This is a genomic window from Streptomyces sp. NRRL S-337 (assembly GCF_000720175.1).
Taxonomy (GTDB): Bacteria; Actinomycetota; Actinomycetes; order Streptomycetales; family Streptomycetaceae; genus Streptomyces; species Streptomyces siderophoricus.
In genome coordinates this window covers 1-14,665 of the sequence record NZ_JOIX01000016.1, presented here as the reverse complement: position 1 = coordinate 14,665, position 14,665 = coordinate 1, and the positions used below count along the sequence as shown (strand labels likewise).

Below are 14,665 nucleotides of genomic sequence, written 5' to 3'. Positions count from 1 at the left end.
CCACCACCAGGGACGTCGTGTCTATGGGGGCATAAGCTGAGGTGATGAGCAGGGGGCCGGGGACCGATGAGTGAAGCGAATGCGGCGGGTGCCGGGAACGGGTCGGGTGAGGTCCCGGCCGTCCCGCTGGCGCACCGGGTGCCGGATCTGGGCGCGCTGGAGCTGCTGCTCGCGGTCGCCCGGCTGGGGAGTCTGGGGCGGGCCGCCCGGGCCCGCGGCATCAGCCAGCCCGCGGCCAGCAGCCGGATCCGGTCCATGGAGCGGCAGTTGGGCGTGGCGCTGGTCGAGCGGTCGCCGCGCGGCTCCCGGCTGACCGAGGCCGGGGTCCTGGTGACGGACTGGGCGCGCCGGGTCGTCGAGGCGGCCGAGGCGTTCGATGCGGGAGCCCAGGCGCTGCGCGGCCGGCGCGACTCCCGGCTGCGGGTCGCGGCGAGCATGACGATCGCCGAGTACCTGCTGCCCGGCTGGCTGATCGCGCTGCGCGCCGAGCTGCCCGGTACCGCGGTGTCCCTGCTGACCGGCAACTCCAAGGTGGTGGCCGAGCGGCTGCTGGCGGGCGAGGCGGACCTGGGCTTCGTCGAGGGACTGGACGTCCCGGCCGGGCTGGACGGCGCGGTCATCGGGCACGACCGGCTGGTGGTCGTCGCCGCCCCGTCCCATCCGTGGGCCCGGCGGCGTACCGGACCGACCGCCGCCGAGCTGGCCGCGACCCCGCTGATCCTCCGGGAGCGCGGCTCGGGCACCCGGCAGGTGGTGGACGCGGCGCTCGCCGGGTACGGCGGGCCGGCCGAGCCGCTGCTCGAACTCGCCTCGACCACCGCCCTGAAGGCCGCCGTGCTCAGCGGGGCGGCACCGTCGGTGCTCAGCGAACTGGCGGTCGGCGAGGAGCTCACCGCCCGCCGGCTGGTGGCGGTCCCGGTGCGCGACCTGCGGCTCGGCCGTGATCTGCGGGCGGTGTGGCCCACCGGGCAACGGCCCGCGGGCCCGGCCCGTCAGCTGCTGGGGCTGACCCGCGGGGCGTCCTGAACCGGACGCCGCCGGCCCGGCCCGCAGCGGGCGAACAGCGCGGACAGCACGACCGCGGTCAGGGCGGCGGCCGGCACCCCGCTGCCGAAGAGCGTCCGGGCCCAGTCCGGCAGCGGCCGGTACCACTCCGGGGCCAGCACGGGCAGCAGCCCCGCCAGCAGGGTCAGGGCCACGACGGTGACCGCGCCCCGGTCGGCGAGGTCGGTGCGGCGCAGCAGACCGAGGCCCATGGCCGCGATGACGGCGTAGATCACCAGGGACGCGCCGCCGACCACGGGGGTGGGCAGCGCCGCCAGCAGCCGGGTCACCGGCGCGCACAGACCGCCGAGGATCAGCAGCCCGCCCGCCCCGGCCGTCACGAACCGGCTGCGGACGCCGGTGAGTTGGACGATCCCGATGTTCTCGGCGCTGGTCACCATCACGGTCCCGCCGAGCAGCCCGGCGCCCAGGGAGGTCACCGCGTCCGCGCGGGCGGTGCGCGGGACGTCCCGCGCCGGGTCGGGCGTACGGCCCACCGCCTCGCTGTTGAGGACGGTCTGCCCGGTCGCCTCGGCCAGCGAGGCGAGCGCGAAGACCATCAGCGGCAGGGCGGCGAGCAGGTCGAAGTGCGGGGCGCCGTACGGGAAGAGGCGGGGCAGGGCCAGCACACCGCCGCCCGGGACGTGGTGGAAGGGCGCCCCGGTCAGGACGGCGGTCAGGGTCCCCACGGCCATCCCGAGCAGCACCGAGAGCTGCCGCCACACCCCGCGCAGCAGCAGGAAACCTAGGGCGGTGGCAGCGATCGTGACCACCGCGAGCCCGGTGCCGCCGACCGCCATCGGCGCCGCCACGTCGATCATGTTGACGCCGATGACCAGCACCGTCGCGCCCATCACCAGCGGCGGGAAGAACCGTACGATCCGCCGGTACAGCGGAGTGACGGCCAGCAGCAGCGCGGCCGCCAGGAGGACCGAGCCGGACGCGGTGGCCGCGCCGTGCTCCTGGGCGGTCCGGAGGAAGAGGGCGGCCGCCGCGCCGCCCGGCAGCATCACGAACGGCAGCCGGGCCCCGGTCCGCAGCACGCCGAAGGACTGCAGCAGCGCACCGGCCCCGCACAGCAGCAGGGTGGCGCTGAGGAGGGCGGCGGTGCGGTCGGCGGGCAGCCGCAGGCCGGTCGCGATCAGGAAGACCGTGGAGACCGGGGCGGCGATCATCGCCAGGACGTGCTGGGCGGCCAGCGGCAGCAGCCGGACCAGCGGCAGCCGTGCGTCGACGGCATCCGGTGCCGAGGCGGCCATCGCTCACACCTGCCGCTTCAGCCAGGGCAGTTGGCCGGCGTCGTAGCGGTAGGCGCGGAAGACCGCGTTGTTCTGCGCCGGGAAGAGCGCACCGACCTCCGGTTCGCGGTAGCTGCCGAACTCCGGCACGACGTACTCCCAAGCCAGCAGGCCCTCGGCGGTCACCTCGAAGAGCCGGCCGGCGGGCGAGTCGGTGATCAGGGTGTTGCCGTTCGGCAGCCGCTGGGCGCTGCCCATGAACGGCGCGAAGAACGCCTCCCGGGACGGGTCGTGGTACTCCCACACGATCTTCCCGGTCGCCCGGTCCACCTCGATGACCCGGGAGAACGGGACGTCCCGCCCGGGGCGGAAGACGCCGTTGTCGAAGATCAGGAAGTTGCCGTTCGGCAGCTCGGTGGGGTGGTGCTGCTGGGAGACCAGGCCGGGCTCGGTGCGCCAGAGGATCTCGCCGGTCGCGCGGCTGATCACCACGACCGCGGAGACACTGCGCAGGCTGGCGAGGACGTTCCCGTCGGCGAGCGGGTACACCGAGTTGATCAACGGCCAGTGTTCGCGCGCGTAGTCCGGGTGGAGGGCGTACGCGTCCCGGTCGAGGTGGTCGGCGACCCGCCAGGACCACAGCAGCCGGCCCTCCGCGTCGACCTCCCGGATGGTGTCGGCCCAGACCGTGCCGCCCGGTTCGGACCCGGGGACGCCGCCGCGGACCGCCGCGGCCCGGTCCCCGGTGAGCGGTTCGAGCGCGGTGTACAGGATCCGCCCGTCGCCGTGGTGGTGGGCGTCGTGGTGCTGCAGCGGGTCGGTGAACTCCCGCAGCACGGTGCCGTCCGGGGTGATCTCCTGCATCAGCCCGCCGCGGTACTTGTGCCACATCGGGAACAGCGCGTCCTGGTCCGGGAGGGTGGCGTTGTAGGCGAGGTTGCCGTTCGGCAGGATGCGGGCGTGCCGTCCCGGGCGGTGCGGAAGGTGCCACCGGTGCACGACGGTGCCGTGCAGATCGATGAGCAGCACCTCGCCGCCGCCGGTCAGCGGGGCGTAGAGGGTGTAGCCGTCGTGGGCGGCGCGGGTGTCGAGCGCGATCAGGCCGGTGCCTCGGCGGCGGCGTGTGTTTTGATCGACCGTGGTCATGAAGAACTTCCCCTTGTCAAACTTTGTTTGATGGGATCAAACAGCGTAGACGCTAGGGGCGGTCTGTTGCAGAGCTGTGAACGCGGCAATAAGGAGTGGCGGATGGGCGGGCCGACGGGCGGCGGACAGGGTGGCACGGAGGCGCCGCGGGTCGGGGCGGGCGTACGGCGGCGCCGCCGGGCCCGCGAGCTGACACTGGCCGAACTCGCCCGCCGGACGGGGCTGTCGGCGCCCTTCCTCAGTCAGGTCGAGAACGACCGGGCCCGTCCCAGCATGCGCTCGCTGCAGCTGATCGCCGACGCGCTGGACACCACCGCGGTCCGGCTGCTGGCCGCCGCCGACGGCCCGCGCACCGTCGACGTGGTCCGGGCCGACTCCGCGGCGATGCCCGAGGGCGGCGACGAAGCGGGCGGCGACGAGGGAAGGGGCGGTGAAGCGGGCGGCGAGGGGAGCGGTGGCGAGCGGGGCGCCGGCGGTCAGGGCCGGGTGCGCCCGCTGGTCCGCGGCCGGCAGCAGCTGCACGCCCTGGAGTTCAGCGGCAGGCACGACTGGCAGCGCGCATTCCGGCACCCGCACGACGAGTTGATGTACGTCGTCGAGGGCGCGGTGGAGGCCGAGGCGGCCGGCGACGCCTATGAACTCGGCCCCGGTGACACCCTCTACTGCTCGGGCGGGGTCACCCACCGCTGGCGCGCGCTGACTTCGGGCACCCGGGTCCTGCTGGTCGGGGTGGCGGACGACTTTCCGCATCGATAATCTGTGCGAACGCTTCATCGATCTTGAGGGGGACACATGAGGCTGAAGCTGACGGCTCCCGCCGTCATCGCCGTGGCCGCGCTCGGCACCGCACTGACCAGCGGGATCGCCACCGCCGCCACACCCGGGAAGGCGCCCGCCGCCACGGCCACCGCGCGGGCCGCGTGCGTCAACGCGGAGGCCCAGGAGAACGTGCGGATCCGCAAGGAGCGGAAGCTGAACAGCACCGCGGTGGGGCTCTTCACCAAGGGCGCAACCACCTGCATCACCGGCAGGGGCACGGGGCAGAGCTACCACCTCTGCGGCCGCTCGGGCAACGACTGGCTCAAGATCACGTTCCGGGGCAACACCGGCTGGATCCCCGCCGCTTGCGGGACCAGGAGGGTCTGACCCGGCCGGTCACTCCCGGGGGGACGCCCCGCCTGCCGCCGCCACCAGGGCGTCCATGACACGCGTGTCGTCCCCCGCCTCGGGGTGCCACTGCACCGCCAGCGCGAAGCCCGGCCCGTCCGGCAGTTCCAGCGCCTCCACGGTGCCGTCCGCGGCGTGCGCCGAGACCAGCAGCCCGCGGCCGAGCCGTTCCACGGCCTGGTGGTGGTAGGTCGGCACGGAGACCGGCTCGGGCAGCGCCCGGGCCAGCAGCGTCCCCGGAACCGGCGTGATCTCGTGCCGCTCGAAGACCCCGGGCGGCCCGGCGTGCCCGTCGAGGTGCTGCACGAGCGTGCCGCCCAGCGCCACGTTCAGCAGCTGCAGCCCGCGGCAGATCCCCAGCAGCGGCACGTCGGCCGCCAACGCCGCCTCGATCAGGGCGAGTTCCCAGGCGTCCCGGTCGAGTGACGGCGGCCCGGTGCGCGGGTCGGGCTCCGCGCCGTACCGCGCCGGCTGCACGTCCGCGCCGCCGGCGATCACCAGCCCGTCCAGCCGGGCCACCGCCGCGGCCGCGGTCGCCGGATCGCCCGGCGGCAGCAGCGCGGCCAGCCCGCCCGAGCGCTGCACCAGCCGCGGGTACCCGGCGGGCACCAGCGCGGCCGGCAGCGTCCACACCCCCCAGCTGGCCTCCTGCTGGTAGGTGCTGATGCCGATGAGCGGCTGGGACACGGATCCTCCGAGGGGGTGCTGGTGCGTCAACGGCCGGGCCTGTTCAGAATTCCAGTTCGTGCTCGATGGCGGCCAGCTCCTCCGCCGAGCCCTGGACCTTCGGGCCGGTGAACCACTTGCGGGCCGACACCAGCCACCAGGTGCCGGCGAAGCCGAGGACCAGGAGGACGGCGAGCGGGGTGTAGTTGAAGTTCTCCGCCGTGACCGGGCTGGTGGTCGGGAGCATGAAGAGGACGGAGATGACCAGCGTCCAGCCGACGGCGATGATGCCGACGGGCTTGCTCCAGCGGCCGAGGTGCCAGGGCCCGCGCTGGAAGCGGTCGCCCTGCAGCAGGCGGAGGATGACCGGCAGGACGTAGGCGATGTAGAGGCCGATCACGGCGATCGAGGTGACGGCCGCGTACGCCGTGGCGTTCCACAGGTACGGCAGCCCCAGCAGGAAGGCGCCGCCGGCGGCCAGCCACACCGCGTTGGTCGGGGTCTTCGTCCGCTTGTTGATGCGGTGCCACAGCTGCGAGCCGGGCAGCGCGCCGTCCCGCGAGAAGGCGTAGATCATGCGCGAGTTGGCGGTGACCGACGACATGCCGCAGAAGAACTGGGCACCGATGGCGACCAGGAGGAGCAGCTTGCCGCCGGTGGCGCCCAGCGCGTCGATGAAGATCTGCGCCGGGGGCACACCGGTCTTGCTGGCCAGCGCGCCGTCGTAGTTCTGGATGGCGAAGGTGATGCCGACCAGCAGCACCCAGCCGGCGACCAGGGAGACCAGGATCGACATCACGATGCCGCGGGGGCCGGCCTTGGCCGCGTCGTGCGTCTCCTCGGTCATGTGCGCCGAGGCGTCATAGCCGGTGAAGGTGTACTGCGCGAGCAGCAGCCCCAGCAGCCCGACGTAGAGGCTGGAGTGCCAGCCCGTGTTGTTGGTGAAGTGGGTGAAGACGAAGGAGGCGGACTGGTGCTTCGAGGGCACCACGACCAGGGCGCCCACGATGACCAGCACGCCGAGGATGTGCCACCACACGCTGACGTTGCTGAGGAAGGAGGCCAGCTTCACGCCGAAGGTGTTCAGCAGGCCGTGGACCAGCAGCACGACGCCGAACAGCATGATCGTGTGCGTCGGGGTGGCGGCGAAGCCGAACTGCAGGTCCAGCAGCGCGTTCGAGAAGGACGCGGCGCCGAAGTCGACCCCCGCGGTCACCGCGACCTGGCCGAGGAAGTTGAACCAGCCGGTGAACCAGGACCACGCCGGGCCGTGCGAGGGTGCCAGCTTCGCCGCCCAGTAGTACAGGCCGCCCGCCGTCGGGTAGCTGGAGCAGACCTCGGCCATCGCCAGGCCCACGAACAGCGTCATGAGGCCGACCAGCGGCCAGCCCCAGGTGATCAGGGCGGGTCCGCCCGTGTTCATGCCGAAGCCGTACAGCGTCAGACAGCCGGAGAGGACCGAGATGATCGTGAACGAGACGGCGAAGTTCGAGAACGCCGACATCGAGCGGGCCAGCTCCTGGGCGTAGCCGAGCTCGTGGAGGCGCTGTTCGTCGCTGGAGCGCTGAGGGGGTTGTTGGTCCTGCTCTGGGTTCGTCGCGTGCTCGTTGATGGACACCACGCCTCCGAGGGCCTCGATGATCCGCGGCGGGTACGGCCGTACCGCTACCAGCCCCGCAATAAAGGTATGGGCCGATACCTTTGTCTTCGGGTCGGCTGAGCGCAAGACCCCGGCGGGAAAATCTTGTAACGGGCGGGTTTCGGGGCCCGGCGAGTGGCGCAAGCGTCACGAAAGGAAGCCCCGGAGCAGCGCCGCGGTGCCGCAGCAGTGCTCCCGCATCACCTCGCGCGCCCCGTCCGCATCGCCCTCCAGCACGGCCTCCACCAGCGCCGCGTGCTGGGTCTGCGAATGCTCCAGGTTGCGGACCAGCAGCGGGATGCAGTCCAGCAGGTCGTTGACGTTCGCCCGGACCGCGGCGTACTGCGCGGCCAGCGACACCGAGCCGGACAGCTCGGCGAGGGTGAGGTGGAACAGGGTGTCGCGCCGGCGGTAGTCGGCGAGCGGCGCGTCCTGCGTCGCGGCCAGCGCCTCGCGCAGCCGCCCGGCCTGCTCGTCGGTCAGCCCGTGCGCCGCGCACAGCCCGGCCGCGCCCACCTCCAGCACCTCCCGGAACCGCAGGGTGTCCTCGACGTCGATCTTCTCGATCCGGCGGCGCAGCTCGGCCTCGCCGTGGTTCTCGGCGCGCACCCGGACGAATGTGCCGCCGTACCGCCCGCGCCGGCTCTCCACCAGCCCCTCGTCCTGGAGCACCTTGAGCACCTCGCGCAGGGTGACCCGGCTGATCTGCAGCCGCTCGGCCAACTCCCGTTCCGCGGGCAGCCGTTCGCCCTGCTGGACCAGGCCGAGCCGGACGATCTGGAGTATCTGCTCCAGCGCCTCCTCGAAGCCGTTGCCCGCGCGCACCGGCCGCAGCACCGGCGCCAGCCGGTCGTCCGTCCCGTCCATCGACACCCCTTCCCAATCAATGGTTCGTGTGCCTACCTTATGACCTCCGGATGCAGTGACAGGAGGCAACACCGTGGCAGACCGCACGCCCCCACTCTCCGTCGAGGAGCTCAGAGTCCTCGTCGACGCCGGGGAGATCGACACTGTCGTCCTCGCCTTCACCGATATGCAAGGCAGGCTCCAGGGCAAGCGGTTCGCGGCCCGATACTTCCTCGAGACCGTCCTCGACCACGGCACGGAGGGCTGCAACTACCTCCTCGCCGTCGACGTCGACCTCAACACCGTCGACGGCTACGCGATGTCCTCCTGGGAACGCGGCTACGGCGACTTCGCCATGCACGGCGACACCGGTACCCTGCGCCGCACCCCCTGGAACCCCGGCACCGCCCTGATCACCGCCGACCTCGCCTGGCACGACGGCTCCCCGGTCGCCGCCTCACCCCGGCAGATCCTGCGCCGCCAGCTGGACCGGTTGGCCCAACGCGGCTGGCGCGCCTTCGCCGGGACCGAGCTGGAGTTCATGCTCTTCAAGGACTCCTACGAGGACGCCTGGTCACGCGGCTACCGCGACATGAACCCGGCCAACCAGTGGAACGGCGACTACTCCGTCCTCGGCACCGGCCGGGTCGAGCCCGTGCTGCGCCGCATCCGCAACGAGATGGGCGCCGCCGGGATGACCGTCGAGTCCGCCAAGGGCGAGTGCAACCTCGGCCAGCACGAGATCGTGTTCGTCTACGACGAGGCGCTCACCACCTGCGACCAGCACTCGATCTACAAGACCGGCGCCAAGGAGATCGCCGCCCAGGAGGGCATGGCGCTCACCTTCATGGCCAAGTACGACGAGCGCGAGGGCAACTCCTGCCACATCCACCTCTCGCTCCAGGACGAGCAGGGCCACCCCGTCCTCGCCGACGACTCCGGCCCGTACGGCATGTCGCAGATCATGCGGCACTTCCTCGCCGGCCAGCTCGCCGCGATGCGCGACTTCACGCTCTTCTACGCCCCCAACATCAACTCCTACAAGCGCTTCCGCCCCGGCTCCTTCGCGCCCACCGCCGTCGCCTGGGGCCCCGACAACCGCACCTGCGCCCTGCGCGTCGTCGGCCACGGCCGCGCCCACCGCCTGGAGAACCGCCTCCCCGGCGGCGACGTCAACCCCTACCTCGCGGTCGCCGGCATGGTCGCGGCCGGCCTGTACGGCATCGAGCACGAGCTGGAACTCCCCGACGCCACCACCGGCAACGCCTACGCCGGCGACGCCGCGCACGTCCCCACCACCCTGCGCGAGGCCGCCGAGCTGTGGGAGCGCAGCCCGATCGCCCGCGAGGCCTTCGGCGACGAGGTCGTCGACCACTACCGCCACATGGCCCGCGTCGAACAGGACGCCTACGACGCCGCCGTCACGGACTGGGAGCGCTTCCGCTCCTTCGAGCGCATGTAAGGAACCACGCTGTGTCCAATGGTCCGCACGAGCTGAAGATCCTCAACCCGGCCACCGAGGAAGTGGTGGCCCTCGTTCCCACCACCTCTCCCGAAGAGGTCGACGCCGCGGTCCGCCGGGCCGCGGCCGCCCAGGAGGCCTGGGCCGCGGTGGCCCCCGGCGACCGCGCCCGCCTCCTGCGCCGCTTCGCCGACGTCGTCGACGCCCACATCCCCGAGCTCGCCGAGCTGGAACGGACCGAGGCCGGCCACCCCCTGGGCAACGCGCAGTGGGAGGCGGGCAACGTCCGCGATCTGCTGCACTACGCCGCCGGGGGAGTGGAGCGGCTGACCGGCACCCAGATCCCGGTCGCCGGCGGCCTCAACATCACCGTCCAGGAACCGCTCGGCGTGGTCGCCGTGATCGCCCCCTGGAACTTCCCGATGCCGATCGCCGCCTGGGGCACCGCCCCCGCCCTCGCGGCCGGCAACGCGGTCCTGCTGAAGCCCGCCGAGACCACCCCGCTCACCGCCCTCAAGCTCGCCGCACTCGCCCTGGAGGCCGGCCTCCCCGAGCACCTCTTCCAGGTCCTGCCCGGCGAGGGCCCGGTCACCGGCACCGCACTCGTCGACCACCCCGGCGTCGCCAAGGTCGTCTTCACCGGCTCCACCGCCACCGGCCGGCAGATCGCCGCACGCTGCGCCGCGCAGACCAAGCGGCTCACCCTCGAACTCGGCGGCAAGAGCCCGAACATCGTCTTCGCCGACGCCGACATCGAGGCCGCCGCGGCCGCCGCCCCCGGCTCCTTCCTCGACAACACCGGCCAGGACTGCTGCGCCCGCAGCCGCATCCTCGTCCAGCGCAGCGTCTACGACCGCTTCCTGGAACTCCTGGAGCCCGCGGTCAAGGCGTTCACCGTCGGCGACCCGGCCGATCCCGCCACCCGGATGGGCCCGCTGATCTCCGCCGCCCAGCGCGAGCGGGTACGGTCCTACGTCCCCGAGGACGCCCCGGCCGCCATCCGCGGCGAGGCCCCCACGGGCAAGGGCTTCTGGTACCCCGCCACCGTCCTGGAAGGCCGCCCCGACGACCGTACGGCCGTCGAGGAGATCTTCGGCCCGGTCGCGGTCGCCATCCCCTTCGAGGACGAGGCCGACGCGGTCCGGATCGCCAACGCCACCGACTACGGCCTCTCCGGCTCCCTCTGGACCCGCGACGTCGGCCGCGCGCTGCGCGTCTCCCGAGCCGTCGCGGCCGGCAACCTCTCCGTCAACTCCCACAGCAGCGTGCGCTATTGGACCCCCTTCGGCGGGTTCAAGCAGTCCGGCCTCGGGCGCGAGCTCGGCCCGGACGCGCTCACCGCCTTCACCGAGACCAAGAACATCTTCATCAGCACCGAGCCCAGCGAGGAGTCCCCGTGACCGACCAGACCGCAGTGTGCCGCCGCCTCGTCGGCCGTACCGCCGTGATCACCGGAGCCGGCAGCGGCATCGGCCTGGCCACCGCCCGCCGACTGGCTTCCGAAGGCGCCCACGTCGTCTGCGCCGACATCGACGAGACGGCCGGCAAGGCCGCCGCCGAAGAGGTCGGCGGCATCTTCGTCCAGGTCGACGTGACCGACTCCGAGCAGGTCGAGGCGCTCTACAAGACCGCCTTCGACACCTACGGCTCGGTCGACATCGCCTTCAACAACGCCGGCATCTCGCCGCCCGACGACGACTCCATCCTCACCACCGGCCTGGACGCCTGGAAGCGCGTCCAGGAGGTCAACCTCACCTCGGTCTACCTCTGCTGCAAGCACGCCCTGCCCTACATGCAGCGCCAGTTCGAGCAGACCGGACGCGGCGGTTCCATCATCAACACCGCCTCCTTCGTGGCCGTCATGGGCGCGGCCACCTCCCAGATCAGCTACACCGCCTCCAAGGGCGGCGTGCTGGCGATGTCCCGCGAACTGGGCGTGCAGTTCGCCCGGGAGGGCATCCGGGTCAACGCCCTGTGCCCCGGGCCGGTCAACACCCCGCTGCTCAAGGAGCTGTTCGCCAAGGACCCCGAGCGCGCCGCGCGCCGTCTGGTGCACGTCCCGGTCGGCCGGTTCGCCGAGCCCGAGGAGATCGCATCCGCGGTCGCCTTCCTCGCCAGTGACGACTCGTCATTCGTCAACGCGGCCGAATTCCTGGTCGACGGAGGCATCGCGGGAGCGTACGTCACGCCGGTGTGATCGCTCGTTGTTCACTTCCGCGTAAGCGCCCCGGCGGCCGGATGTCGTGCGACGTCCGGCCGCCGTACGCTACCGTCCGCCTTCGATCCTTCGTTCGACAGGAGTTACATCCATGCTCACCAAGCGTCGCTGGCTGGCAGCGGGTGCTGCCCTCGCGGTCGTCGGAGGCGGCGTCGCGGTCGCGCAGACGGCCACCGCGCAGCCGGCCCCGCACCGCTGTCCCACCCTCAAGGTCTCCAAGGGCTGGTACGGCGACAACCACGCCAAGCTGCAGAAGATGATCGACGAGCGCGGCAGCTGCTCGGGATCCGGGGGAGCGCGGCCGGTCGCGACCTTCGACTGGGACAACACCGTCGTCAAGAACGACATCTCCGACGCCACGCTGGCCTGGATGCTCCGGCACGACAAGGTGCTGCGCCCGGCGAGCTGGAAGGCCACCAACAAGTGGCTGACCGACGCCGCCGCCGACGCGCTCACCAAGGCCTGCGGCACCTCCGTGCCCGCCGGCCATCCGCTGCCGACGTCGACCGACACCGACTGCACCGACGAGATCCTCGACGTCTACAACGACGAGAAGACCTCCGGCGGCGAGCCCGCGTTCGCGGGGGAGTGGAACCACCGGCGCACGGTGCCCTCCTACGTCTGGATCACCCAGCTGTTCGCCGGGCACAGCCCGGCCACCCTGACCTCGTACGCCGCCAAGGCCCGCACCCAGAACCTCGCCGCGCCGATCGGTACCGAGCAGACCGTCGGCACACACAAGTGGGCCGGATACATCCGCTACTACGAGCAGCAGCGCGACCTCATCGGCACCCTCAAGAAGGCCGGCTTCGACGTCTACATCGTCTCCGCCTCCGCCGAGCCGCTGGTCCGTGCCTGGGCACCTGGTGTGGGCATCGACCGCGACCACATCATCGGCATCCGCAACGTGGTCCGCGACGGCAAGCTCACCACCGGCGTCGAGGGCTGCGGTGACGTCAAGGACACCAACGGCGAGGTCCTGACGTACATGGACGGCAAGCGCTGCTGGATCAACCAGGAGATCTTCCACGTCAAGGGCGCCAAGGCCTGGCAGCAGCAGGACCGGGCGCACCGCCCCGCCTTCGCGGCCGGCGACGCCGAGACCGACGTGACCTTCGTCGGCGACGCCACCGCCGGCCACCTGGCCATCAACCGCAACAAGACCGAGCTGATGTGCCGGGCGTACGACAACGCCGACCACCGGTGGATCGTCAACCCGATGTTCATCGAGCCCAAGCAGCGCAAGGCCGACCCGTACCCCTGCGCGAGCACCGGCTACACCCGGCCGGACGGCACCCTCGGACCCGTCCACCGCGCCGACGGCTCGGTGGTCCCGGACCAGCAGGACACCGTCTACTGACCCGGTGAACGTCACCGCACGGGAGGGCCGCACCGCTCAGAGGAAGGTGCGGCCCTCCCCGCGGTACGTCGGCACGGTGTCCACCACCCGGTCCCCGTCGATCAGCCGCAGCGCGTCGAACCGCTCGCACAGCTCCCCGGCCTTGGCGTGCCGGAACCACACCTTGTCGCCGATCGCCAGCCCGTCCGCGGCCGCCCCCAGCAACGGCGTCTGCACCTCGCCCGGGCCCTCCTGGGGGTCGTAGCGCAACCCGGCCGGCAGATACGGCACCGGCAGCCGGTCCGTGCCCGCCACCCCCGACGCCGGATAGCCACCGCCCAGCACCGTCACCACCCCGGGCCCCGGCCGGCGCACCACCGGGTGGGCGAACAGCGCCGCCGGACGGCCGCTGAACGAACGGAAGTTGTCGAACAGCCGCGGCACGTACAGCCCCGAACCCGCCGCGACCTCGGTGACCGCCGCCTCCGCTGCCGTGTGCTGCACGCTGCCGGTCCCGCCGCCGTTGACGAACTCCAGCCGCGGCGCCACCGCCCGCACCGCCCGCACGGCCTCCCAGCGCCGCTGCGCCAGCTCCTTGCGCGCCGCCGCCTGCATCATCCGGACCGTGCGGGAGAACACCGGCTTGCCGTCGACCTCGTCACCCACCCCCGCCACATGCCCCTCGTACGCCATCAGACCCACCAGCCGGAAACCGGGGCGGCGCGCCACCGTCCGGGCCAGCGCGGCCAGTTGGGACGGCTCCCGCAGCGGTGAGCGCCGGGCACCGAAGCGCACCTTCCCGCCCAGCAGCCGGTACGAGGTGTCCAGCTCCAGGCACACCCGGACCTCCTCGCCGCCGCGCCCCGCGGGCCGGGCCGCGTCGATCAGCGCCAGCTGCGCCGGATCGTCGACCATCACCGTCACCGCGGCCGCGAGCTTCGGATCGGCGGTCAGCTCGGCGAACCCCGCCCGGTCCGCCGACGGGTACGCGAGCAGGACGTCCGCGAAACCCGAGCGCGCCAGCCACAGCGACTCGGCCAGCGTGAAACTCATGATCCCGGCGAAGCCCTCCCGCGCCAGCACCCGCTCCAGCAGGGCCCGGCAGCGCACCGACTTGCTCGCCACCCGGATCGGCTTCCCCTTCGCCCGGCGCACCAGATCGGCCGCGTTGACGTCGAACGCCCGCAGGTCGACGACGGCCAGCGGCGCGTCGAGGTGGGCGGTCGCCCGGTCATAAGCGGCTTTGTCGCCGTACGCATCGACTCTCAGCTGGGACATGGCCGCAGCCTGCCAGACCCTCTTACCACTGGGTAGGGGTGAGATCCCGACAGACCGGACACGGCAGCGACCGGGGGTATCCCCTGCTCCTTCAGACAGAGCTTGGTTGGGGTTGCCCCCTGCTCCTTAAGAGCTTGGTTGGGGGTACCCCCTGCTCCTTAAGAGCTTGGTTGGGGGTACCCCCTGCTCCTTAAGAGCTTGGGGGAGGGTTGGAGCACCGGCGGCACCAGCCCGTAGAGTGTCCCGACACCGCCACCAGCAGGTCAGCGGCGTGTTGTCCGGATACCAACCCCCCTGCCCCGATTGCGGATCGGGGGCCGGGGGCCACGGCGCAAGGGGGAGCGCGGGTGAGCACCGACGCAGACTTCGTCGATCCGCGGCATGTCCCGCCCATACCCCCGCGGCCGCTCCGGCAGCCCGCGGCGGCCGCGACACCGGAGCCGGACGACGACCCGCGCACGACCGTCCTGCGCCGCCAGTCCCCGGCCGAGCCGTCCGTCCCCCCGCAGGCACCCCCGGCGGCGCCCGGCGTACCGCCGGGGGGGCCTGCGGGGGGGCGGACGGCTCGGCCGGGGGCTTGCGGGGCAGGCCGGCCGCGCCCGGGGCGGCGGCCCGCTCCCGG

Annotated in this window: 13 protein-coding genes; 7 read left to right on the top strand and 6 right to left on the bottom strand. The window is 72.5% G+C overall.

Going from position 1 to position 14,665, the window contains the following annotated elements; genetic code table 11:
* Nucleotides 1–66: 66 nt before the first annotated feature.
* A complete protein-coding gene (locus IG62_RS0114160) occupies nt 67–1,026 on the top strand; it encodes a LysR family transcriptional regulator (protein WP_051798055.1) in 960 nt (319 codons plus the stop codon).
* Here the strand turns inward: IG62_RS0114160 and IG62_RS0114155 are convergent.
* Complete coding sequence (locus IG62_RS0114155) at nt 993–2,303, bottom strand: uracil-xanthine permease family protein (RefSeq protein WP_037838325.1); 1,311 nt, start codon at nt 2,301–2,303, stop codon at nt 993–995. The two genes, IG62_RS0114160 and IG62_RS0114155, sit on opposite strands and share 34 nt — an antisense overlap.
* Before the next feature lie 3 nt (nt 2,304–2,306).
* Nucleotides 2,307–3,428: an aryl-sulfate sulfotransferase gene (locus IG62_RS0114150; RefSeq protein WP_030801767.1), complete on the bottom strand. Its 1,122-nt coding sequence runs from the start codon at nt 3,426–3,428 to the stop codon at nt 2,307–2,309.
* A 102-nt stretch (nt 3,429–3,530) separates the two neighbouring features.
* Between IG62_RS0114150 and IG62_RS0114145 the strand changes: the two genes are divergently transcribed.
* Nucleotides 3,531–4,184 carry a helix-turn-helix domain-containing protein gene (locus IG62_RS0114145; protein WP_030801765.1) on the top strand — a complete coding sequence of 218 codons (654 nt, stop codon included), beginning with the start codon at nt 3,531–3,533 and terminating at the stop codon, nt 4,182–4,184.
* A 36-nt stretch (nt 4,185–4,220) separates the two neighbouring features.
* The gene (locus tag IG62_RS0114140) at nt 4,221–4,574 is read left to right on the top strand and encodes an SH3 domain-containing protein (protein WP_030801763.1); all 354 of its coding nucleotides are present in this window, start codon (nt 4,221–4,223) and stop codon (nt 4,572–4,574) included.
* Between the two features lie 9 nt (nt 4,575–4,583).
* Here the strand turns inward: IG62_RS0114140 and IG62_RS0114135 are convergent, their stop codons facing one another.
* The 3 genes from IG62_RS0114135 to IG62_RS0114125 all read right to left on the bottom strand — a co-directional run bounded on the left by IG62_RS0114135 (nt 4,584) and on the right by IG62_RS0114125 (nt 7,767).
* A complete protein-coding gene (locus IG62_RS0114135) occupies nt 4,584–5,282 on the bottom strand; it encodes a gamma-glutamyl-gamma-aminobutyrate hydrolase family protein (protein ID WP_030801761.1) in 699 nt (232 codons plus the stop codon).
* A gap of 43 nt (nt 5,283–5,325) precedes the next feature.
* Complete coding sequence (locus tag IG62_RS0114130; RefSeq protein WP_037838334.1) at nt 5,326–6,765, bottom strand: amino acid permease; 1,440 nt, start codon at nt 6,763–6,765, stop codon at nt 5,326–5,328.
* A gap of 282 nt (nt 6,766–7,047) precedes the next feature.
* On the bottom strand, nt 7,048–7,767 hold the full coding sequence (locus IG62_RS0114125; protein WP_030414275.1) for a FadR/GntR family transcriptional regulator: 720 nt from the start codon (nt 7,765–7,767) through the stop codon (nt 7,048–7,050).
* A gap of 73 nt (nt 7,768–7,840) precedes the next feature.
* On the opposite strand from IG62_RS0114125, the gene IG62_RS0114120 reads away from it, so the two are divergent.
* The 4 genes from IG62_RS0114120 to IG62_RS0114105 all read left to right on the top strand — a co-directional run bounded on the left by IG62_RS0114120 (nt 7,841) and on the right by IG62_RS0114105 (nt 12,786).
* Nucleotides 7,841–9,208 (top strand): glutamine synthetase family protein, encoded by a 1,368-nt coding sequence (locus IG62_RS0114120; RefSeq protein ID WP_030801756.1) that lies wholly within the window; start codon nt 7,841–7,843, stop codon nt 9,206–9,208.
* An 11-nt stretch (nt 9,209–9,219) separates the two neighbouring features.
* Nucleotides 9,220–10,608, top strand: a complete 1,389-nt coding sequence (locus IG62_RS0114115) for an aldehyde dehydrogenase family protein (RefSeq protein WP_030801753.1) — start codon at nt 9,220–9,222, stop codon at nt 10,606–10,608.
* The gene (locus IG62_RS0114110; RefSeq protein WP_030801751.1) at nt 10,605–11,405 is read left to right on the top strand and encodes a 3-oxoacyl-ACP reductase; all 801 of its coding nucleotides are present in this window, start codon (nt 10,605–10,607) and stop codon (nt 11,403–11,405) included. Before IG62_RS0114115 ends, IG62_RS0114110 begins: the two co-directional genes overlap by 4 nt.
* Before the next feature lie 112 nt (nt 11,406–11,517).
* Nucleotides 11,518–12,786: a haloacid dehalogenase-like hydrolase gene (locus tag IG62_RS0114105; RefSeq protein ID WP_030801749.1), complete on the top strand. Its 1,269-nt coding sequence runs from the start codon at nt 11,518–11,520 to the stop codon at nt 12,784–12,786.
* A gap of 36 nt (nt 12,787–12,822) precedes the next feature.
* Here IG62_RS0114105 and IG62_RS0114100 read toward each other — a convergent pair whose 3' ends face one another.
* Entirely contained in the window at nt 12,823–14,043 is a 1,221-nt protein-coding gene (locus IG62_RS0114100) for an amino acid deaminase/aldolase (RefSeq protein WP_030801747.1), read from the bottom strand.
* Between the last annotated feature and the right edge of the window lie 622 nt (nt 14,044–14,665).